This window comes from Neobacillus niacini (assembly GCF_031456445.1).
In the GTDB taxonomy this organism is placed as follows: domain Bacteria; phylum Bacillota; class Bacilli; order Bacillales; family Cytobacillaceae; genus Neobacillus; species Neobacillus niacini_I.
In genome coordinates this window covers 100,022-120,985 of sequence record NZ_JAVDUQ010000009.1, presented here as the reverse complement: position 1 = coordinate 120,985, position 20,964 = coordinate 100,022, and the positions used below count along the sequence as shown (strand labels likewise).

Genomic DNA, 20,964 nt, shown 5'->3' with positions numbered 1-20,964 from the left:
ATTATACTTCCAACAACAGTTACATATTTATCTGCTTTATTATATTTAACTTTGATTGCTTCTTTTATGGCTTGGCTATTTTATTTAAAACTTGTCGAAAAAATTGGAGGAGCAAAAAGCGGGTATATGGTAGCTCTATTCCCAGTAATTGGAGGGTTTTCTTCTGTTTTAATTGGTGAATCAACTCCATCAATTTATTTGGTAGTAGGGTGCCTTTCTAGCTGTATTGGAGCAGCAATGGCGTTAGGGGTTAGAATTCGAAGTCAGAATAATAATCAGCCTGTAAATACTAATTAAGAATAGACTTTTTTATTAATGCTTATTAAGCTAACGGGTGTTATCTTGAATAAGATTTAAGTAATGATTTTTAACAATAGGGCGCAGTTCTTAAAAAGGATTGCGTCTTTATTAAGAATCGAAAACCACGAGATTTTATTAGCAGCTGTCTCCACGGGAGGGAAGACCTCGATAACGATGTGGGAAACCAAGACATCAATGTTGCAGTCAGTATTTTTAGGAAAAAACAAGTCAAGAGTTTCCTTTTTTATAGGAAACTCGAGCATTCAACCCACTGATAAAGGGAAACCCAAAGGGCATACTAAGATTATATTTAAAGTGGGAGGATATAATTTTGAGTACGAAAGAGAATGCATTATCTATCTTCGCCTTAGGCGGCTTGTATGAAATCGGAAAAAATATGTATGCAATCGAATATTCAAACGATATCGTGATTATCGATTGTGGCAATAAGTTTCCAGATGAAAGTTTATTAGGAATTGATTTGATTATTCCTGATATAGCTTACTTAGTAGAAAATAAAGATAAAGTCAGGGCTTTAATTGTCACACATGGACATGAAGATCATATCGGAGGGATCCCGTTCTTCTTAAAAAAATTGAATGTACCCGTTTATGCCACACGCTTCACACTAGGATTAATTGAAATCAAATTAAAAGAACATAAACTTCTAAGAGAAAGCGAACTTGTTGAAATCAACTCAAACTCAAACTTGAAAATTGGAGAAATGAGTATAAGCTTTTTCAAAGTGACCCATAGTATTCCTGATTGCTTGGGAATGGTCTTTCACACATCAGAGGGTAATATTGTACATACGGGGGACTTCAAGTTCGATTTAACCCCTGCGAATAATGAGCATTCGGATATTCATAAAATGGCTGAAATCGGCAATGAAGGGGTCTTGCTTCTATTGTCTGAGAGTACCAATGCAGAACGTCCCGGTTTGACTCCATCGGAACAAATGGTAGGTGAACATGTGGAAGCAACTTTCATGAAAGCCGAACGCAAAGTTATTTTTTCTACTTTTGCTTCAAATATTAGCCGTGTTCAGCAAGTCGTGAATGCAGCGCAAAAAACAAATCGAAAACTTGCGCTGCTTGGACGAACGATGGTTAAGGTGGTAGGGGTTGCTATGGAACGCGGTTATTTAACAGTTCCTGATGGAATGTTAATTGACCCACATGAAATCAATGAAATGGCTCCTAAAAAGGTGGTTATTTTATGCACGGGGAGTCAAGGAGAACCATTGGCTGCTCTTGCCCGCCTTTCCACTGGAAACTTTCGCGGTGTCGACATTTTACCAGAAGATACGGTTATCATTGCAGCAGGTCCAATACCCGGGAATGAACGAAATGTCACGAGTATCGTCGACAACTTTTTTGCACTTGGAGCCAAAGTGATTTATGGATCAGGAAGTACATCCGGAATGCATGTTTCTGGCCATGGTTATCAAGAAGATTTAAAACTAATGCTTACATTAATGAAACCCAAATATTTTATTCCCATTCACGGTGAATTTAGAATGCTGCACCATCACCGTTTGTTAGCTGAATCTGTTGGAGTGGAGAAAGGAAACACGTTTATCATCCGTAATGGAGATGTCGTCGATATTGAACATGCCATTGCCCGTCAGACCCGGAAAATACCGGTTGGGAATACTTACATAGACGGGGGGGATTTCGGTAATGTTGGGGAATTTGTGTTACGGGACCGTAAACAACTTTCAGAGGATGGAATGCTCATGATTGTTTTAACTATGAGCAAAGCGGAGGGAAAACTGATTTCTGAACCCGATACCTTTTCTCGTGGATTTATAGATAGAGATTTCTCGGAACTCCGAAGAGACGTTAATCGACTTACTACAAAAACTGTTAACGAGCTACAAGAAGCAAATAGAAACTCATGGAATGTAATGAAAAAACAAATAAAAAAATCAATACGACAATATGTATATACACATACTAAGAAAAAGCCAATGATTGTTCCTATACTTATTGAAATTTAATAGGGGGGAAGTTTTTAAAAAAATGAATTTATTGATCTTTCTTAATCGGGCGCATTTCTGTAGCAAGAAATGTGCTCTTCATAATGAATTGAGCCATTTAATGGAATAAGGCTTCTGTACAAAATTGAATATTTACCCTAATTAATGGGTATGAGATTGTGAAGAAATGTACTTAAAGTAACGAGCAGGTAAATATAATAAGCTTTTATAAAGAGTTATTAATTTTTATCTTCGCAAACTTTAATAAAAAACTTCTCCGGTGGACAATTTAAAAATGTATTATTTTATCGAAAGGAAGTTAAATTAAGTGAATATGAATAGGTTAAGTTCTGCGGAAATTTCAAGTTTATGGACCCAATATATTCGGGAAAGTATGGCAATTTGCGTAAGTAAATATGCATTAAAATGTATAAAAGATGCTGACATTAGTTCGACTTTTGAGGTTGCCCTGAACTTATCATATAATCATATTCAAAAGGTAAAGGATATTTTTATTCAAGAAAAGTTCCCAATTCCTAACGGGTTTACTAAGGAAGATGTTAATTTAAACGCTCCGCCATTATTTTCTGATACATTTTGGTTGAACTACATTTACGACATGACAATGCATGGTTCTTCGTTATTTAGTATTGCATTTAACTCTTCTGCAAGGAAGATTTAAGAGATTTTTATTACCAATGCGTAAATGATTCAATGAACCTTTACAATAAGGCAATTGATGTTCTTATATCGAAAGGTTTATATGAAAAATCACCATACTTTGCCATCCCGCAACAAGTTGATTACATAACAGATTTAAGCTATGTAACTGATGTCTTTGGAAAACGAAGACCTTTGAATACAATAGAAAGTGGAACCATTTATTTTAATCTTAAAAAAAGTATATTAACAAAGGCACTCCTTTTAGGGTTCAGTAAAGTATGTAATTTAAATGAGATTCGTGAATTTATAGAAAAAGGGCTGAAAGTTGCAAATAAACATATTGAATTATTTTCTTCATTGTTACTTGAAAATAATCTCATGTTCCTAAATTAATGGATTCAGAAGTAACAAATTCATCTATTGCTCCTTTTTCAGATAAACTTATGCTTTATCATGCTGGAAGTTTGATCATTGTTGCGAGATCATACTATGGTTATGCCAGTGTTATGAGCTTACGGGCTGATTTGATTTTACACTGTGATACAGCAATTGCAGGAGACTATAAAGTTTTAGCAAAATATGGTCATCTTATGATAAAAAATCATTGGTTAGAGAAACCTTCTTTTGCAGATGACCGTATAGATTTATCGACTTATTGAAAATTAATTTAGAGATTCAACTAAAGGTCTTGATGCTTTAAAAAGGTATCGCCTTTTTTGTTTAATGAAATAGATTGTGAAGTATTGAATCGTAGTTATGTTCAAATCGTTAAAATAACGAATAAGTACCATAGCTTGAAGGCGGTATGCTTTTAATGCTTGTAGGGAGAACCCTTCAATCCTTTTGTCCGCCTCGTAAGATTCCCATGCCTTAGATAATAGCAAAATAATTACCTACAATAATATTGTTTTAGAGGAATTATTGACGGCTTCATCGGATGGAAAACCCCGTAAATATCGTTATTCAACTATATGGCAGGTTAATGCAAGAAGGATCTACAGAAACAATTAGGAATTCTTATTTAAACATTCGTTTGCTAAGGATTTAGTGAGTATATGTTTAAAAACATGCATTGTTGCCTGTCTGAATATTTTCTTCAGAATCATAAAAGGTTCGGACCAGGATATAGGTGCGAACCCATGAATTGAAATATTTCAAACAGGCTGTCATGTGTGTTTTAACAATTTGATCATCATACTGATTCACTCTCTATTCCTATATGATAAATATTCTAAAAATTTCTTGGACGCAAGGGAAAGTGTTTTTTGTTCTCTCATAGCAACACCAATATTTCTAAAAGCAGGGACTTCAAGCTCTTTTGCTATAATTTTGTGAGGAATACGCTTTAATATCAATTCTGGTAATATACTGATTCCTAGCCCATTTTCCACCATAGACATAATGGCATAGTCATCCCATGTTGTAAAATTAACATGTGGTGTAATATGGTGCCTCTCAAAAATTTCAGAGATTTCTGCTTTTGCCCCCTTTTCCAACAGCATAAACGGACTGTTTAGTAAGCCGTTAATGGGAAACTTTTCGCAATTAGCAAGGGGATGATTTTGTGGAATCACTACCAGCAAACGGTCTTGTTCCAAAAAGATTGTTTCAAGTTCTGCTTTTATCGGCAGCCGCAAAAATCCAAAGTCAACACGCCCATTTAGGATCCAACTCTCAATTTCTGTATAATCACCAAGCAGAAATTCAAAATCTATCATTGGGTAATCCCTCTTAAAAATTTTAATAATGTTAGGGAGCCAATGAGATGCTACGCTAGAAAATGTCCCAATACGAATCATCCCAGATTCCAAATTATTTAAGTCTTCGATCTGCTTCATTAAGATTTCATACTCATTACAAATTCGCTTTAATTGGGGCAGTAACTTTAAACCATCCGAGGTTAAATTGATACCGGCACGTCCTCTTTCAAAAAGGAAAATCCCCCATTCCTTTTCTAAATCGTTAATCATACGGCTAATTCCAGACTGTGAATAGTCCATTATTTCGGCAGCTTTTGTAAAACTACCCAATTCTACTGCTTTGACAAATGCCATATATTTCTGGATATTCATATCTTTTTCCTCATTCCATCTGATTTTGTCATACATATCATGATAAACATTCGTTTTTGTAATGTATGTGATTATGATATATTTTTACTATTAATTATTCAAGTTAGGAAAGGAAAAGGTGTAAAATGATGTTTTTTGTGAGTGGTACTATGGAAACAGCACCAGACAGCTACAAGTCTCATCTACAAGAAACGGTCTATGAATTATTGACAAAGTTACAGATTCCATTTGAACGAGTGAGTACAGATGAAGCAATTTCAATGGAGGATTGTATTAAGATCAATCCGGCGTGCGCCTGGGTGTATACTGGATATTTTTATTTGAAGCATAAGCACAGATCGGTGTAAGTATTGCCACCCTTGCATATTATTGAGGTCATATTATCGATTATATTAAAAACAGATTAAGAATCTGCGAATTATAAGCTGTTTCGCGGATTCGTAGGAGTAGAGTAGAGGATGAAATCTAAAATTCTGTTTATATTATCAATGATTATTTTCGGTACAATTGGTTTAGTTGTTCGAAACATTGATCTATCTTCGAGCGAAAGAGCTTTACTAAGCAGTTTCATAGGATGCTTATTTTTACTGTTAATATTCTTCACGATTAAGAAAAAAATATCATGGAATTTAGTTAAATCTAACGCTTTATTTTTGATTCTTTCAGGAATTGCCTTGGGAGGAAATTGGATTTTTCTTTATCAATCGTATGATCATACGACAATTGCCAATGCGACGCTAGGTTATTACTTTGCACCTGTATTTGTGATGATTCTTTCTCCCTTTGTACTTCGGGAACAATTATCCATCAAGAAAATTGTGTGTATTGGTGTAGCGATCATAGGGATGTTAATGATTGTAGGAGAAGGCGTGAGAGCATCCAGCTCATCCGATCTTCTTGGACTTTTCTTTGGATTAATTGCAGCTGCATTTTATGCCGCGGTATTGCTTCTAAATAAATTTATTAAAGATATGGGAAGGTTAGAGCTGACCATCATTCAGCTTGGAACAACCACTTTACTTCTAATGCCATATGTTTTCTTTACTGAAGGCTTTGGTATCTTTGAAGTATCAAGCTCTTCCATTCCTTTTATTTTAATTTTAGGGATTATTAATACAGGGATTGGGTTCTGGTTATTTTTCTCTGGTATGGAAGGATTAAAAGGTCAGAGTATAGCTATGCTAAGTTATGTCGATCCATTTGTGGCTATATTAATTTCTGCAATTATCCTGCAAGAACAAATGACAATTGTTCAAATGCTTGGTGGTGTACTGCTATTAGGCTCTACATTTGTTAGTGAAAGTAGATCAGTCAACTGTTCAATTCAATTAACGAAAACACCAGCTGAATAAAGTATGAGTTCTTTCTTTACTAAAAGTAGTTCAATTATGCTTCAACCAAGAAATAAGGAAGCATTACTTAATAAATTCGATCTATAATTCATGTAATTCTAAAGGTATGCACAAATTGACCTGTAAATGGCATGTACTAAAAGTAAAAAATTAACAGTTAACTAATGGATATAAGTAGCCCGAAAGATGGGGAGACAATGTTGGAGTTTCATACTATTCATATACATGCATTTAAAGAAGATAGGAAAATAGGAGTATATGTTCCTGCTAATAATCGATCTACACTAACAAAATATCCGGTTCTATATATGCATGATGGGCAAAATGTATTTAATGATAGTGAAGCAATAGGTGGAGTATCTTTGGGTTTAGAAAAGTATCTTAATGATAAAAAATTGGATGTTATTGCCGTTGCTATCGATCAAAATAATAAAGAGAGATTAAACGAGTATTGTCCTTGGGTGGCTGGTGCATATTGCGAAGATGTCTTGGGACAACCTAGTACAACTAGAGGTAAGGGGAAACAATATGTTGATTTTATTGTGAATGAGCTAATACCATTTATAGATAGTAAGTATCGCACCTTGAAAAACTCAAACGCAATAGCTGGTGCCTCTCTCGGAGCACTTATATCCACATATGCTGCTTGTGTTTATCCTGAAGTGTTTAAGCATGTAGCTGGAATTTCCTGTGCGTTCTACCGCAACCAGGAAGAAATTGAGAAACTTTTAATGGAGTCTAATTTGTCACATATTAAAAGCTTTTACATGGATTGCGGGGACAAAGAAGCTAGAAATGACCATGTTGTAAGTGAGAAATTCTTAAAATCAAATGAAAGAGTATTTGAAATAATAAAGAATAAAATTCCTTATTCACAATTTAAATTGATGAAAAATGCGGAGAATCATTATAAATATTTTATTGATCGAGTGCCCAATCTATTTACTTTTTTAAACCAAGATACGAACAGTTCCAAAGGTGGACAAAATGATTGAAATCTTGGAGGCAAAAGGAAAAGAGGCAATAGACTTTTTAAAGGATCGTGAGAACGTAAAAAGCTTGTCGATTAAGCCTAAAATTGACTTACTGACAAGTTTTTTTCTGGAGTTTTACCATATAAATGATTGATTTTGAAAAGGGCTTTTCGCAGTGTTCAGGGGGTCAGTCCCCTGGTGGAGTAAAACGTTAGCTCACCGGGGGACTGACCCCAATTTTTCAGATCTTTAATATGAGTGTTTTAGGATTAATCGGGGTGAACCGTACCATAAGTAAATGAGGTTTTTAAAGTAGTTTTAATTCCTTAAGCAATAAGATGTCAAAAACAAAAAACTGTAGACATTTGTCTACAGTTTTTTTCAATTCATCCTATTTAAAATTGAGATAAAGGCAAACCGGCTTCAAGGAAAGCAATTGCATTAACTACTGTTGTCTATAATACCTACTTCCGGATGTTGAAAACAGTAAAATTGTGTGGAAATAATCGCGCCCCTTAGAGCACCCATGAAAGTGAGAATTTCCTGTCAATAAATTCGTTCCCAAGATGTTTCTAGATGAGAAATTTTTAGATTACATTCGTTATTAATTTCACATCCATATTCCCATTCGTTGCTTTAGAGTAAGGACAAACACTATGAGCTTTATGGACTAATTCCTCAGCCTCTGCTAATGAAACCCCTTTGATCGACACGTTTAAGACTGCAGCTAATTTAAAACCACCATCCTGATCTCTTCCAAGTGAAACTTCCGCTTTAACCATAGATTCAATTCGTTTTCTCGCTTGTCGTGCGACCAAATTTAGCGCACTATCAAAGCAGGCTGCATAGCCGGCAGCAAATAATTGCTCTGGATTCGTTGCATTTTCTTTTCCTTGACCACCTAAAGATTTTGGCATTGAAAGTGCTAAATTTAATGTTCCATCACTGCTTGTTACTTTCCCTGCTCTGCCACCTTCTGCTGTAGCACTTGCGGTATATAATAATTCCATAAAAAATCACCCCGAAATATAATTTTATAAAATTTAATTGTGCACAATTTATTTTATAAAATTATAGTAACGATAAAGTATTCTGAAGTCAATAATTAAATTGTGTAAAATTAAATTGCGGTTTAAATAATTGTTTATTGTATTATAATGGTACTAATGAAAGATGAAAGGACAAGAAAATGGAAAATAATCAATTAAAACTAGAGAACCAAATATGTTTTAAGATTTATTCGGCCGAACGTGAAATCACTAAATTATACAGAAATTTATTAGAAGAATTGGATGTAACGTATCCTCAATATTTAGTATTATTGGTACTTTGGGAGGAAAAATCGGTGACGGTGAAAGAGCTTGGCCAAAAGTTATTTTTAGATTCGGGAACGTTATCACCTATGCTAAAGCGAATGGAAGGGAATAATCTTATTGAACGCCGAAGGTCAATAGAGGATGAAAGAACGGTCATCATTTCATTAACCAAAAAGGGTGAAGAACTAAATGGCAAAGCTCAATGTATTCCTTCAAAATTGCTAGAAAATCTGTCCTTAGACATGAAGGAATTAAAGAATTTAAATCAAACACTATCAACCATTTTAAACAGAATTCAACAGAAACTATAAAGCTCGTTTTAAAACGTATAGTTGCAACCATAAAATACTAAAGACTCTTACCATCGCGTAAGAGTCTTTTTTGTAGTCATTAGATGGCTGAGAGCTTTTTGAGGATGCTTTCCACCATTGCATGAATATCTTCATTTTCCGTGTTTTTCAAGTACTCAGGTTTTAGGACCTGGGTTTTCTTCGCTACATAATAATCCAATAGAGCCTGTTTCAATGACAATTCTTCTTCCACTAAAAAGGCTGTATTCACCAATTTCCCTAGTACAGTTTCATCCTGAATAATTAAGATCGAGGGATTCAATTGATTAAAAACTTCTGCTTTCATGCCATTTCGATAAAAGGTATGAATCGCAGATAGTTGTTCTTTTCTTGAGTGCATCTTTTTTTCATAAAGATGCATACAGTTTGTTTTTAAATCAGTCAAATAAATATCTGAAGCATAGACAGCTGAAAAAACAGCTTGTTCAAACACTTTTTGCAAACGAAGTGGATATGATAACTCTTCATTGGAAATGGTTTGACCAGCTTCATTTATATAATCAATACAGAGATTAGTCAGCTCCATAATAATGTCTTCCTTCGAAGAAAAGTAGTTATACAAGGAAGCCCGGCTTAAATTCATCGTTTTTGCGATATCTTGATTGGTAAGGGAAAGGAAGCCTTTAGTCCGAACGACATGGATTAACTTTTTTACATAGGCTTTTCTCATCATCTGTCTTTCATCAGGTGCAATTTTTCTCAAACTACCACTCCCTTTATCAGGAAATTATATCATAATCCAATGGTGTTCTTTCAAATTCTGATATTCCAATTCTTTTCAGTTTACAACTAAAAGAAAGTGGAGTAAGGTTATACACAGTTAATATTTTAGACACTTTATAATACTTTTGTCTAAAATGAACAAAATTATTTAAAGAACTCAAATATTATAAACATTACTCATAACGAAAAGAGGAGAATATAACAATGACTTCTATGACTACAGCACAAATAACGAATGATTTTAATAAAATTGTGACAGAACGCCGTTCCATTAAAAATTATGATAAGTCCGTAAAAATCAGCCATGAAGAAATGACAGAGATTCTTACATTAGCAACACGTGCTCCTTCTTCTGTTAATATGCAGCCATGGCGCTTTCTTGTGATTGAAAGTCCTGAGGCAAAAGCAACACTTGCCCCACTGGCACGTTTTAACCAAACTCAAGTTGAAACATCATCAGCAGTTATTGCTGTTTTTGGTGATATGAATAATTTTGAGAAATTTGAAGAAATCTACGGCGCAGCTGTAGAGAAGGGATTTATGCCTTTAGAAGTAAAAGAAGGAATTCATGCTTCCTTTAAAGGCTATTTTGAAACGATTTCACGTGAAGATTTGAAAGATGTTGTTTTAGTGGATGGCGGACTTGTGTCCATGCAGATCATGCTTGCTGCCCGCGCTTATGGATACGATACAAATCCAATCGGCGGATATGAAAAAGACAAAATTGCAGAAGCATTTGGATTGGATAAAGATCGTTATGTTCCGGTTATGTTAATCTCTATTGGTAAAGCTGCAGATAACGGACATCCATCAGTTCGTCTACCTATTGATCAAGTCACACAATGGAAGTAATGAAATGTAAATAAGAAGGGATTGACGTTCGATGATTATTATTCATGCAACATTCCATATAAATCCAGCGAAACAGGATTTGTTTCTAGAGGAAATTCAGCCGTTAATTGTGGCCTCAAGAGAAGAAAACGGAAATATTTCATATCGCCTTCAAAAAGATACAGAAAACGAAAATGTATTTACGATGGTGGAGATTTGGCAGGATATGCAAGCCGTTGCCAATCATAACTCAAGCGAGCACTTTACCAAGTTCGTAGCAAATGCAAAAGACTTTTTGACTGCACCATTAGAGGTTAAAGCATTTGAGGGGCAGCCATTAAAATTATAGATTTCGGCTTCTTAAATAGAATGAAATGGTGAACCGTATCATAAGTAAATGGGGTAAACATTCTATTGGATATTCACTAAACAAAAAAGGACCAGGCTATGCCTGGTTTTTCTTATTATAGGGCTGTGTTAAACTTCTTTAAATTACTCGTGAATATATTAAGTTAAATACTGACAACTCCCACCGCTAAAGCAGTGGGGTTCTAAGGTACTAATACACTTTTCAACGGTACCCTTATCTTTCCTTTCGGACAGAGTTTCTACCGAAGCACTGGTGGATGCTTTCTAAGAACATTAACGGACGTATTGTGTACAGCAAGGCACTTCACTCGATAAGCCACAATGACTCTCGATGTGCTTTCCGTTCCGCATCGGACGTTATCACGACCGATTTTTTAATAGATCGTTGAAGATTTTACCTAGCAGACGTTTTTTTCCTGCTAGAACCTCATATCTTCAGTATTCAAAGAACATCTTATAAGTGTATCGTAGTACAAATGTTCGTATTTTTCAACAAAAAGATATAAAGATATTTCAAATGCTTGAAGTACCACAAACCTTTCGGTTTTAAGTGGTACTCCGCATTTGACCTCACTGTCATCCCATGTCTAAAGACGGGCTAATGTCCTGCATGGGCTTTCTCGTTCGGAAAATCTGTAAAGAATCGCAGAATATCACAAATCGGGTCTTTTTTAAACCTCAAATTAATATAATGACTTAGTTAGCTTGTTCCAGAGGTGAATAGTTTGGAGATCTTTGGTTTGTCTTTTGCGGTTCTTTTGGAGGTTATTTTAATCAATATTGTATTAAGTGGGGATAACGCAGTTGTGATCGCGATGGCATCACGTAATGTTCCAAAGAAGCAACAAAAGAAAGCAATCTTTTGGGGAACATTTGGAGCTATTATTTTACGTTTAATCTTTGCAGCAGCAATTGTTTACCTACTAAAATTACCTTTGGTAACTTTTTTAGGTGGTCTACTTCTCGTGTATATTGCCATAAAACTTCTAATAGGTGATGATAATGACTCTCATCGAGAAGGGGGTTCAAGTTTCATTTCCGCTGTGAAAACCATTATTACGGCTGATGCCATCATGTCCCTTGATAATGTACTAGCTATTGCTGGTGCGGTTGAAGGAAATATAGCCGGTATCATGATTGGAGTTATTGTCAGTATTCCTCTCGTTGTTTTTGGCAGCCAATTGATATTAAAGGCAATGGAAAAGTACCCCATCATTTCTTATGCTGGTGCTGGAATATTAGCTTGGACAGCAGGTGAAATGATGGTGGGAGAACCAAAATTCGAGTATATTTTTCCACACGATTACCATTTATTGATTCCTACTGCTATTACAGTTCTTGTCATTGGTTTGGGATATTTAGCTAATAAGATAAGGCTCTTTTCTTAAAATTTGTTGTTCTTGATATAAGAATAATTCAATATTGAGGTTCTTTTTGGACAGCTTTATTGAAGCCGAGGGCAATCGTGTCTGAATCAGGTGTACATTCGAACAACTTCGACTAAGCCAAGGGCCATCGTGCCCAAATGAGGGGTTCATTCGGACAACTTTGATGTAGCCAAGGGTATTCGTGTCCGAAACAGGTGTTCATTCGGACAATTTCATAGAAGCAAAGGGCAATCATGTCCGAATACTAGCGTAATTATAATCAAATTAATTATTTTGATGAAATTCTTATCCCTTGCTCATCGAAAATAACTTTTTCATTTTTATTTAAGTTTGTAAATACTACTGGAGTAATGATTGAAGGTACTTTATTTTTAATCGACTCAAAGTCTACCTCGATGAGCTTTTGTCCTTTCTTCACTCTCTGTCCATCTTTTACAAAAGTGGTGAATCCTTCGCCCTTTAAGTTGACTGTATCAAGCCCTATATGAATTAAGATTTCCCTTCCATTTCGGTCCTTTAGACTAACTGCATGCTTAGTTGGAAATATATTTAATACCTCTCCATCAACTGGGGAAATTACGGTGCCGTTTGAAGGCAGGATTGCAAAACCATCACCCATCATTTTTTGAGAAAATACAGGATCGGGGACGGTTTCGATGGAGACAACTTGTCCCTCTAAAGGCATTAAAGTAAATAAATTACTCTCAATATCTTTCTTTTTAAATAAACTTTTAAACATATAAAAGCCACCTTCATATATTGTTTTTGATTAGGGAATCGATTCCACATCAACTTAAAACTATTCTAATAATTTACATAAAAAAAATCAATGATAAATATAAGGTAATCACCTTAGTGCTGGAATTTGTGACTAATTCCTTCAACTAAATTTGCAATAGCCTATCAAATTGTTTACCCTAATTGAATAATCCATTTCAATTTGTGTTTATTTGTGTAAAATAAGAGTAGACTATTTATTTGCCCAGGAGGACCTGTTTATGATAACCATAAAAGAAATTGCTGAAAGGGCGAATGTTTCGCGGACAACTGTTTCGAGAGTACTAAATAATTCAGGATATGTCAGTGAGGAAGTAAAAAAAAGAGTATTAAAAGTCATTGAAGAAACGGGTTATGTCCCAAGTGAAAATGCTAAATCATTACGAACGAAAAAGACAAAGGTAATTGGTGTTATTCTTCCTAAGATAAGTACTGAAACATCAAGCCGTCTTGTTAATGGAATAGATGAAGTTTTAGCAAAAGAAGGATATCAGATCCTTCTTGCAAATTCGAAACTTATACCTAAAAAAGAAATAGAATTTTTAAGACTTTTAAAAAGCAGGCATGTCGATGGTATTATCCTATCCGCGACGAATACAAATCAGCCTTTAGTAGAAGAAATTTATCAATTAAAAATTCCTTTTGTAATGGTGGGGCAGCATGTTTCAGGATTATCCAATGTAGTTTTTGATGATTATCATGCGACCAAAGACATGGTGAATCTTTTGATAAAAAAAGGCCATCAACATATTGCCTTTATAGGGGTTGACGAGAAGGATCGCGCTGTTGGTTATTTACGGAAATCCGGTTACTTGGATTCGATGAAAGAAGGTAATTTGCCTATTGAGGAAAGCTGGGTCCAAAAGGGAATTTTTGATATGGAATCCGGTAACGATTGCATGAAAGCTATTTTAAAACTCTCTCATAAAAAACCTACTGCTGTGTTAGCAGTAACAGACAGACTTGCAATTGGTGCTATGCAGTATTTAAAACAAGCTGGTTTATCAATACCTGATGATATAGCTGTTGCAGGGATGGGAGGGTCAGAACTTTCCATGTTTATCAGTCCTTCTCTAACCACGATCGATTTTTCAATTGAAGAGGCGGGACGTGAGGCTGCTTCTTTATTATTGGAAAAAATAAATAGGGGAAATTACCATGAAGTTACCCGGACGATTAAGTATAGACTTTTAGAACGAGGCAGTATATAATGATTGTGTAATCGATTCCATAATGAAATGAAGCGATTACACTTTATTTTTTCTAATAAGGAATCGATTCCATACATGCCGGCGAATGGAATCGATTCTATAAATATAAATTTTATTTTTTTGTGCAATAGGGAATCGATTCCACATCATAGGCGATGAATAAAGAATATCATTCATTCCAAACTATTAAAGCACTAATTTATTTTTTTTAGTAAATATGAAATCGATTCCATAAAACTATTATTCAAAATGAAAATAATTGGGGTTCCTTATCTATTATTTTCTATACAAAACAGGGGTGAAGAAAAATGGCGGAAAATCGCAAAATCGCAGAAGAAGTCATTGCTGCTGTTGGAGGCAGAGAAAATATTCAGTCAGTAGCCCATTGTGCTACCAGACTTCGAATCATGGTCAATGATAAGGAAAAGATTAACCAGGAACAAGTAGAGACAATAAATAAAGTAAAGGGAGCGTTCTTTAATTCAGGACAATACCAGATTATCTTTGGTACGGGTACTGTTAATAAAATTTATGAAGAGGTTACGCAACTAGGTCTCTCCTTAATGTCTGCTTCAGATCAGAAAAAAGAGGCAATCAAAAGTGGATCCAGATTCCAAAGAGCGGTTCGTACCTTTGGGGATGTCTTTGTTCCCATTATCCCAGTCCTTGTTGCTACAGGTCTTTTTATGGGCCTTCGCGGCTTGGTAATGCAGGAGCAAGTTTTGGCGTTATTTGGGATGAAACCAAGTGATGTTTCGCAAAACTTCATATTATTTACCCAAGTATTAACAGATACAGCTTTTATATTCCTACCTGCACTTATTGCATGGTCTACATTCCGCGTGTTTGGCGGTACACCGATTATCGGATTAATACTGGGCTTGATGCTTGTCTCCCCATCATTACCAAATGCCTGGGCTGTAGCAGGCGGTGACGTGAAGCCGCTTCACTTCTTTGGTTTTATTCCTGTTGTTGGTTACCAAGCTTCAGTGTTACCAGCTTTTATTTCTGGAATTATCGGAGCGAAATTGGAGAGAGCCATACGTAAGCGTGTACCGGAATCATTGGATTTAATCATAACATCTTTCCTTACACTTCTAGTCATGATTACGTTATCGCTATTAGTTATTGGACCGGTTTTTCATACTGTTGAAAAAGGTATTTTATCTGTTACTACAACCGTTCTCTCATGGCCATTCGGAATTAGCGGGGTCATTATTGGAGGACTTAATCAGATTATTGTTCTTACTGGTGTCCATCACATCTTTAATATGTTGGAGATTCAATTATTAGCCCAGTATCACAACAACCCATATAATGCGATTATTACGTGTGCTGTTGCAGCACAGGGTGGTGCAACTCTAGCTGTTGCATTAAAAACAAAATCAAAAAAATTAAAAGCACTAGCCTTTCCATCCGCTTTGTCCGCTTTTCTAGGCATTACCGAACCAGCCATTTTTGGGGTCAACTTACGTTATGGAAAACCATTTATTATGGCACTAATTGGCGGTGCAGCAGGCGGATTTGTGGCATCCTTACTTAAGCTTAAGGCAACAGGGATGGCAGTAACAGTTATCCCGGGTACTCTGCTTTACTTAAATGGCCAGGTTTTACAATACATTTTAGTGAATTTAATTGCGATAGCTGTAGCATTTATTCTTACTTGGATGTTTGGTTATTCAGATACGGTTAAAAAAGAAATTGAAAAATAGGTATGGAGGGAAGGTAAGAATGCATAACCTTGCCTTCTTTTATTACAAAATGAGCAAGGATGGTTTGCAATGACAGGAAAAGAAAGTCTTCTTTTGCAAAAGGCTTATGAAGAAGTAAAAAAATATCAGGATATTGTGCGGCATGATCCCTATCGATTAGCTTATCACCTGATGCCTCCGGTTGGTTTGTTAAACGATCCTAATGGCCTAATCCAATATAAGGGTGTTTATCATGTTTTTTATCAGTGGAACCCATTTGGCACCGTACATGGTGCAAAATTTTGGGGTCATTATTCCTCAGTGGACATGGTCCATTGGCAAGAGGAACCGATTGCTCTGGCACCATCTGAGTGGTATGACAAAAATGGCTGTTATTCCGGAAGTGCCGTTGAATGGGAAGGAAAGCTTTATCTCTTTTATACAGGAAATGTGAAGCGGGAGAATGGGGAACGTGAAACGTATCAATGCTTAGCTGTTTCTGAGGATGGAATACACTTTGAAAAATACGGGCCAATTCTACAACTCCCGGAAGGCTATACCCCGCATTTTAGAGATCCAAAGGTTTGGAAAGAGAATAATCGCTGGTATATGATTTTAGGCGCTCAGACTTTGGAGCTAAAGGGAACAGTACTTTTGTTTACTTCTGATGATTTGTATAATTGGCAGGCAGCAGGGAAAATTGCAGGATCAGGAATGAATGGGTTAGAGGACTTTGGTTACATGTGGGAATGCCCGGATCTCTTTAAATTAGGAGGAAAAGATATTTTAATGGTATCCCCGCAAGGGTTGCAACCAAGCGGATATTGTTATCATAATTTATTTCAATCAGGATATTTTGTAGGGAATTTAGATTATGAAAACATGCAATTTAAGCATGAATCTTTTACTGAACTTGATCGTGGTTTTGATTTCTATGCACCACAAACGTTTACAGATGACTCAGGAAGAACGATTCTTTATGGTTGGATGGGAATAACAGATGAGATTGAGTCACATCAGCCGACTTTAGCCAATCATTGGGTTCACGCTTTAACCATGCCCAGAGAGCTAAAGTATAAAGAAGGAAAAATTTATCAAAAACCTATTGAAGAATTAAAAAGGATTCGAAATGATGAGGTTATAATTCAGAACGTGAATATCAAGGAACAGCGGATGACGCTTGAGGAAGTAACGGGTAAAGCCGTAGAATTTGTTATGGAAGCATTGAAAGTAGAGGAAGGAAAACTCCAAATTTCGTTTCGAAGTGAAGCATCTTTAATCTATGATTCTGATAAAAGGGAAATCAGTTTGCAAAGAAAAAATTTGAAAACTGGCTTGCTAGAAACAAGAACTTGCTTAATTTCTTCTCTTACTATGCTTCATATCTTTATGGATCATTCATCCTTAGAAATTTTCGTCAATGATGGTGAAGAAGTATTTACAGCTCGCTATTTTCCAAATCCGAATGATGAAACGATTACCTTTAAGGGGAATGCATGTTTTAATCTAAAAAAATGGAATCTTGGATTATTGAAAGCTAATTGATATTGTGATTGATAGAGGTGTAATATGAACGGTGTTTTATGTTTAGGGGAGGCCCTAATTGATTTTATACCATTGGATTCAGATAATTTAACGTATCAAAAGGCTCCTGGCGGGGCCCCAGCAAATGTTGCAGTAGGTATCGCAAAACTTGGAGGTACTGCTGCTTTCCTTGGAAAGGTCGGAAATGATGTATTAGGGCATTTTCTATATGATACATTACAAGGGTACGGGGTCGATACCCATTCTATGAACTTTATTGATGAAGCAAGAACAGGCGTCACGTTTGTTACATTAGATCCTTCCGGAGATCGTCATTTTAGTTTTTATATTAACCCAAGTGCAGATCGGTTTTTACAAAAAGAGGATATATCTCCATCTTTATTTAACAAGCATAAGATTTTTCATTTTGGTTCCATCTCATTGATTAGTGATCCCTCCAAATCAGCAACCATTCAGGCATTGGAAATAGCAAAGGAAAGGGAATTGGTTATTTCCTATGATCCTAATCTTCGCTTAGGCTTGTGGGATTCCGAAGAGAGGGCTAAAGAAGCCATCTTGGATACACTTCCATATGCAGATATTTTAAAAGTTTCGGATGAGGAGCTTTCCTTCTTAACAGGCTGTGCAAACTTAGAAGAAGGAGTGGCTCAATTACCTGACAACCTTTTGACTTTGGTTACATTAGGTGAAAAAGGTTGTATCTATCGTTTTAAAGGTCAGATGGGGAGGGTACCTGGGTTGAAATGTTCGGTTGTGGATACTACTGGTGCAGGGGATGCATTTGTATCAGGAATTCTCTATTCTATTAATGAAACCCAGAAAGCACTCGATGAGCTTTCTGAGTCAGAAATAGTGGAGATGATTCAGTTTGCAAATATTTCCGGTGGATTAGCTACAACCAAAAAAGGTGCCATGTCTGGTCTGCCAACATTGCAAGAAATACAAACACTATTAAAAAAATAAGGATAATTGAATAAAAGGATATCTTGGTGTAATTGTACTGTACCATTTTTTCTTCTTTTTTATAATACAATTTTCACATCAACTCGAATGAATCGTTTTGAAATTTTAAAAGATCCATTTAAGTTCCAAGAAACCTCTGGATACCACCTTGTAAATTCATACATAGCAATTGGTAATGGTGGAATAAATGGATTAGGATTGGGAAAAGGGATCGAAAAGCTTGGTTATTTGCCAGAATCACATACAGACTTCATTATGGCTGTTATTGCTTAAGAGTTAGGAATATGGGGTGTTGGTTTTGTAATTATTACATTAGCGTATATAGTGTTAAGAGGGATTTATATTGCATTGCAATGCAAAGATCCATTTGGAAGTTTACTTGCTATCGGTATTTCAAGCATGATTGGCATCCAAGCTTTTGTTAATCTTGCTGGGATCTCTGGTCTCATCCCACTTACTGGTGTCCCCCTACCATTTGTCAGTTATGGAGGATCTTCTCTGATTCAATTAGCAATTGCTGTAGGAATTTTAGTCAATGTTTCAATGTTTGTTAATTACGAAAAGAAGTATAAAAAACAACAGAAACAAAACGTTGAAAATATTGTTAATAGGAAAAATATTTATTATCTTACAAAATAAAGTGGCATTAGTTAAAAGATCTGACACACTATTCATTGAAGGAGTAGCTGGTTTAGTCTTATTGAGTCTAATTTGTCACATATTAAAAGCTTTTACATGGATTGCGGGGACAAAAAAGCTAGAAATAATCATGTTGTAAGTGAGAAATTCTTAAAATCAAATGAAAAAGTGTTTGAAATAATAAAGAATAAAATTCCTTATTCACTATTTAAAGTGATCAAAAATGCGGAACATCATTATAAATATTTTATTGATCGAGTGCCCAATCTGTTTATTTTTTTAAACCAAGATACGAACAGTTCCAAAATGGACAAGATGATTGAAATCTTGGAGGCAAAAGAAAAAGAGGCAATAGACTTTTTAAGGGATCGTGAGAACGTAAAAAGCTTGTCGATTAAGCCTAAAAATGGACTTACTGACAAGCTTTTTTTCTGGAGTTTTACCATATAAATGGACTGATTTTGAAAAGGGCTTTTCGTAGTGTTCAAGGGGGTCAGTCCTCTGATGGAGTAAAACGTTAGCTCACCGGGGGACTGACCCCAATTTTTCAGATCTTTAATAGGAGTGTTTTGGGATTTAAACGGGGTGAACCGTACCATAAGTAAGAGGTTTTTAAATTTAAAAGGTGACTGACCGAATTGCGTTAAGAATATGGGCCAGTTACCTTTCAAATTTACATACAAGCTTTATATTCATTCATAATATTGTTGATGATTGTTTTAACTGAGTAAAATTGCTGAAAGCATAACTGTTTGTTTTTCAGAGGATTTCCCTAATTTACCAAATAAAAGAAAATTGGCTGTATCCAATGGGGATAGCTGGTATTAAAAATAATTAGAAAATCCAGTTGACAGTGCATCTACTGCGTGTTACGATATACATGTAGTAAGTAACACTGGATACCAACAACACTTAATAGTGAGGTTGCAAAAAAAATTATAAGATAAATAGTTGACGCACCTCACTACTTGGTGTTACAATGTACTTGTAATGAGTAATACTTAATAGCGTGATTTCCCAAATGCTATTAAGTAAAAAATTTATCTTTGTACTAAGTTATACTGAATATAAGTCAGACAAAGTAAAGGAGGTTCCGAACATGGAAAATTTAACTGAAATGCTGAAGGGTTCTCTGGAAGGCTGCGTGCTTGAAATCATCAGCCGCCATGAAACCTATGGCTACGAGATTACTCGCCGCCTAAACGAGCTTGGGTTTAATGAAGTCGTGGAAGGAACGGTCTACACCATCCTCGTGCGATTAGAAAAGAAAAAGCTGGTGAACATTGAAAAAAAACCTTCAGATATGGGGCCGCCCCGCAAGTTTTACTCACTCAATGAGGCTGGCCGCCAGGAACTTGAATTATTTTGGAAAAAATGGGATTTTTTATCTTCAAAAATTAATATTCTAAAGAGGGTGAAATAATATGAAGAAATTTATAGAGCTAATCATAGGCGATTTAGAAAGCAAGAAGGAATACAAGGCATTTATGAAAAAAGTAAATTCCCTTCCAAAAGATTACGCCTTTGTGTTCAAAAAGATTCAAAAGTACATGTGGAATTTCGGATATGGTTTTGGTGAAGAAATTATCAATTTGTATGAACTGTTTGAAGCTAGTGCAGCAGAAGGCAAGCATGTACTAGATGTTACCGGTGAAGACGTGGCGGCATTTGCCGACGAATTGATGGCTCTTTCAAAATTAGATGGAGAATCGGCGAGTATTTTAGAAGGGCAAGTAGATTTCAAAAAAGAAATTGAGAGTAGAGTTGAACAGCAAGTAAAAATTTGGACGAATAAAAAATAAGGCAGGAGGTTATATAC

21 protein-coding genes and 2 pseudogenes are annotated in these 20,964 nt (G+C 35.6%); 19 read left to right on the top strand and 4 right to left on the bottom strand.

Annotated elements, in window-relative coordinates; genetic code table 11:
* From J2Y67_RS10645 to J2Y67_RS27965, 3 genes and pseudogenes are all read left to right on the top strand, one after another.
* Nucleotides 1-297 (top strand): EamA family transporter (locus J2Y67_RS10645; RefSeq protein WP_310173701.1); only part of this gene is annotated, 297 nt, incomplete at its 5' end.
* Nucleotides 298-631: 334 nt separating this feature from the next.
* Nucleotides 632-2,302, top strand: a complete 1,671-nt coding sequence (locus J2Y67_RS10640) for a ribonuclease J (protein WP_310173698.1) — start codon at nucleotides 632-634, stop codon at nucleotides 2,300-2,302.
* 313 nt (nucleotides 2,303-2,615) lie between these two features.
* Nucleotides 2,616-3,603, top strand: a pseudogene (locus J2Y67_RS27965) (DUF3231 family protein).
* A 543-nt stretch (nucleotides 3,604-4,146) separates the two neighbouring features.
* On the opposite strand, the gene J2Y67_RS10625 reads toward J2Y67_RS27965, so the two are convergent.
* Complete coding sequence (locus tag J2Y67_RS10625) at nucleotides 4,147-5,016, bottom strand: LysR family transcriptional regulator (protein WP_310173696.1); 870 nt, start codon at nucleotides 5,014-5,016, stop codon at nucleotides 4,147-4,149.
* 128 nt (nucleotides 5,017-5,144) lie between these two features.
* On the opposite strand from J2Y67_RS10625, the gene J2Y67_RS10620 reads away from it, so the two are divergent.
* The 4 genes from J2Y67_RS10620 to J2Y67_RS10605 all read left to right on the top strand — a co-directional run bounded on the left by J2Y67_RS10620 (nucleotide 5,145) and on the right by J2Y67_RS10605 (nucleotide 7,496).
* Nucleotides 5,145-5,363 (top strand): hypothetical protein, encoded by a 219-nt coding sequence (locus J2Y67_RS10620; RefSeq protein ID WP_310173694.1) that lies wholly within the window; start codon nucleotides 5,145-5,147, stop codon nucleotides 5,361-5,363.
* 111 nt (nucleotides 5,364-5,474) lie between these two features.
* Complete coding sequence (locus tag J2Y67_RS10615; RefSeq protein ID WP_310173692.1) at nucleotides 5,475-6,368, top strand: DMT family transporter; 894 nt, start codon at nucleotides 5,475-5,477, stop codon at nucleotides 6,366-6,368.
* Between the two features lie 197 nt (nucleotides 6,369-6,565).
* The gene (locus J2Y67_RS10610; RefSeq protein ID WP_310173688.1) at nucleotides 6,566-7,363 is read left to right on the top strand and encodes an alpha/beta hydrolase; all 798 of its coding nucleotides are present in this window, start codon (nucleotides 6,566-6,568) and stop codon (nucleotides 7,361-7,363) included.
* Nucleotides 7,356-7,496, top strand: a complete 141-nt coding sequence (locus tag J2Y67_RS10605; protein ID WP_310173686.1) for a hypothetical protein — start codon at nucleotides 7,356-7,358, stop codon at nucleotides 7,494-7,496. The genes J2Y67_RS10610 and J2Y67_RS10605 overlap by 8 nt, the downstream gene beginning before the upstream one ends.
* Nucleotides 7,497-7,929: 433 nt before the next feature.
* Here the strand turns inward: J2Y67_RS10605 and J2Y67_RS10600 are convergent, their stop codons facing one another.
* Nucleotides 7,930-8,352: an organic hydroperoxide resistance protein gene (locus J2Y67_RS10600; RefSeq protein WP_310173684.1), complete on the bottom strand. Its 423-nt coding sequence runs from the start codon at nucleotides 8,350-8,352 to the stop codon at nucleotides 7,930-7,932.
* A 179-nt stretch (nucleotides 8,353-8,531) separates the two neighbouring features.
* Between J2Y67_RS10600 and J2Y67_RS10595 the strand changes: the two genes are divergently transcribed.
* Nucleotides 8,532-8,969, top strand: a complete 438-nt coding sequence (locus tag J2Y67_RS10595; RefSeq protein WP_310173681.1) for a MarR family winged helix-turn-helix transcriptional regulator — start codon at nucleotides 8,532-8,534, stop codon at nucleotides 8,967-8,969.
* A 79-nt stretch (nucleotides 8,970-9,048) separates the two neighbouring features.
* Here the strand turns inward: J2Y67_RS10595 and J2Y67_RS10590 are convergent, their stop codons facing one another.
* Entirely contained in the window at nucleotides 9,049-9,711 is a 663-nt protein-coding gene (locus J2Y67_RS10590) for a TetR/AcrR family transcriptional regulator (RefSeq protein WP_310173680.1), read from the bottom strand.
* A 233-nt stretch (nucleotides 9,712-9,944) separates the two neighbouring features.
* Here J2Y67_RS10590 and J2Y67_RS10585 point away from each other — a divergent pair, with 233 nt between their 5' ends.
* The 3 genes from J2Y67_RS10585 to J2Y67_RS10575 all read left to right on the top strand — a co-directional run bounded on the left by J2Y67_RS10585 (nucleotide 9,945) and on the right by J2Y67_RS10575 (nucleotide 12,319).
* Nucleotides 9,945-10,583 carry a nitroreductase family protein gene (locus J2Y67_RS10585; protein WP_310173710.1) on the top strand — a complete coding sequence of 213 codons (639 nt, stop codon included), beginning with the start codon at nucleotides 9,945-9,947 and terminating at the stop codon, nucleotides 10,581-10,583.
* Nucleotides 10,584-10,614: 31 nt separating this feature from the next.
* A complete protein-coding gene (locus tag J2Y67_RS10580; protein WP_310173677.1) occupies nucleotides 10,615-10,911 on the top strand; it encodes a putative quinol monooxygenase in 297 nt (98 codons plus the stop codon).
* A gap of 760 nt (nucleotides 10,912-11,671) precedes the next feature.
* Nucleotides 11,672-12,319, top strand: coding sequence for a TerC family protein (locus tag J2Y67_RS10575; RefSeq protein WP_310173675.1), 648 nt, complete (start codon nucleotides 11,672-11,674; stop codon nucleotides 12,317-12,319).
* 268 nt (nucleotides 12,320-12,587) lie between these two features.
* Here J2Y67_RS10575 and J2Y67_RS10570 read toward each other — a convergent pair whose 3' ends face one another.
* On the bottom strand, nucleotides 12,588-13,058 hold the full coding sequence (locus tag J2Y67_RS10570; protein ID WP_310173673.1) for a PTS sugar transporter subunit IIA: 471 nt from the start codon (nucleotides 13,056-13,058) through the stop codon (nucleotides 12,588-12,590).
* Between the two features lie 259 nt (nucleotides 13,059-13,317).
* Here J2Y67_RS10570 and J2Y67_RS10565 point away from each other — a divergent pair, with 259 nt between their 5' ends.
* From J2Y67_RS10565 to J2Y67_RS10530, 8 genes and pseudogenes are all read left to right on the top strand, one after another.
* A complete protein-coding gene (locus J2Y67_RS10565) occupies nucleotides 13,318-14,307 on the top strand; it encodes a LacI family DNA-binding transcriptional regulator (RefSeq protein WP_310173671.1) in 990 nt (329 codons plus the stop codon).
* Nucleotides 14,308-14,615: 308 nt separating this feature from the next.
* Nucleotides 14,616-16,019, top strand: coding sequence for a sucrose-specific PTS transporter subunit IIBC (locus J2Y67_RS10560; RefSeq protein WP_310173669.1), 1,404 nt, complete (start codon nucleotides 14,616-14,618; stop codon nucleotides 16,017-16,019).
* A gap of 69 nt (nucleotides 16,020-16,088) precedes the next feature.
* Entirely contained in the window at nucleotides 16,089-17,543 is a 1,455-nt protein-coding gene (locus J2Y67_RS10555; protein ID WP_310173666.1) for a glycoside hydrolase family 32 protein, read from the top strand.
* A 24-nt stretch (nucleotides 17,544-17,567) separates the two neighbouring features.
* A complete protein-coding gene (locus J2Y67_RS10550; protein WP_310173664.1) occupies nucleotides 17,568-18,506 on the top strand; it encodes an aminoimidazole riboside kinase in 939 nt (312 codons plus the stop codon).
* 42 nt (nucleotides 18,507-18,548) lie between these two features.
* Nucleotides 18,549-19,145 (top strand): annotated as a pseudogene (locus J2Y67_RS10545) (FtsW/RodA/SpoVE family cell cycle protein); the annotation flags it as partial.
* A gap of 72 nt (nucleotides 19,146-19,217) precedes the next feature.
* Nucleotides 19,218-19,595, top strand: a complete 378-nt coding sequence (locus J2Y67_RS10540) for a hypothetical protein (RefSeq protein ID WP_310173662.1) — start codon at nucleotides 19,218-19,220, stop codon at nucleotides 19,593-19,595.
* A gap of 649 nt (nucleotides 19,596-20,244) precedes the next feature.
* Nucleotides 20,245-20,568, top strand: coding sequence for a PadR family transcriptional regulator (locus J2Y67_RS10535; protein WP_310173660.1), 324 nt, complete (start codon nucleotides 20,245-20,247; stop codon nucleotides 20,566-20,568).
* A gap of 1 nt (nucleotide 20,569) precedes the next feature.
* A complete protein-coding gene (locus J2Y67_RS10530) occupies nucleotides 20,570-20,947 on the top strand; it encodes a DUF1048 domain-containing protein (protein WP_310173658.1) in 378 nt (125 codons plus the stop codon).
* The last annotated feature ends 17 nt before the right edge of the window (nucleotides 20,948-20,964 follow it).